At 62.2% G+C, this 1,074-nt stretch carries 2 protein-coding genes; both read right to left on the bottom strand.

From position 1 onward, the window contains the following. Positions 1-165: 165 nt before the first annotated feature. Positions 166-381: a hypothetical protein gene (locus ACZ6BB_RS42195; RefSeq protein ID WP_471620379.1), complete on the bottom strand. Its 216-nt coding sequence runs from the start codon at positions 379-381 to the stop codon at positions 166-168. A 177-nt stretch (positions 382-558) separates the two neighbouring features. After that, positions 559-1,074 (bottom strand): hypothetical protein (locus ACZ6BB_RS42190; RefSeq protein ID WP_471620378.1); only part of this gene is annotated, 516 nt, incomplete at its 5' end.

Genomic DNA, 1,074 nt, shown 5'->3' with positions numbered 1-1,074 from the left:
AGCGACGAGCTCTCGGCGGTCGAAGGACTCACCAGGCTCCGATCAACTCGAACTCGAAGCTGAGACTGCCGATCCACAAGTCTTGACTATTGCTCGCAGGGAGGTGAGCTGCTGGAGAGACGAGGACGGGGATGTCATGACGAACGCTCCTTCGACTCGGCCGCTTCAGGCCGTCCTCAGTGCTGTGACAGCGCTGTGCAGCAGATCGGGTACGGCCTCGGGCGGAACGACGCGTAGGGCCACGTAGCTCAGGACGAGTGTCACGATCGCTGCGAGAGCAACCCTGACGATGCCGGTGACGTCGGTGTCCCTGGCCTTGTCCATGGCCCGCCAGACCACGAGCGCGAGAATCAGGAGAGCCAGGAGAAGAACAGCAATCATGGTGGCTGGGGTCCTTCGACGAGAGGGTATTCACCTCTCGGCTCCGGCAGGCCGCCCTACCGGCAAAGAATTTTGAAGAAGATCCCCGGCCCCCTGCATGAGAGGCCGGCGCCGGGCGCGGCCAGGCATGGCTTTGCTGAGAAGCGTGGTGGGTGGCGACGAAAACTGCAGAAGAGCTCAGCCCGTCGTCAGGCATCCCGTTGGAGGATCCAGGGTGGGTAGCGGCTCACCGGCATCGCCTGTTGACAGGTTCGGTACGTACGCGCGTGTGTTCTTGTCCGTCGTGCTGAACGTTCTGAAGGGGCCAACCTTCTTGTGGAGCTGTTTGCCGTTGTAGGTGTAGTCGACGACAAGACTCCACTCGTAGTTGCCTTTGCATGCGGTGGCATCGACGCGGACAACGGCTGGGTCCTTGGCGTTGACGGTGAACGCTGACCCAAGCGGGTTGGACGGAGCTGGTTTGTCGCCGGACTGCAGGTCCCCTATGACGCCTTTGTCGACGAGCCGGGGTTCATCCAGGTCCAGGTCGAAGAGTCGCTCCTGGGCTCCACCACAGCCGCCTTGGGTCAGTGCTACCCATGCCGGTGGACTGATGCGCTTACTGACCTTTTCGGGTTGCCTTCGGGTGGTGACGTTGGGTGATCCCTGCGGTATGCCGGTGTTATGCGGTACGCGGATGGTGGGGGCCTGACT

It is taken from the genome of Streptomyces sp. NPDC041108, assembly GCF_055592645.1.
The sequence above is the reverse complement of the archived record's forward strand: the minus strand, read 5'-3'. Positions and strand labels throughout refer to the sequence as shown.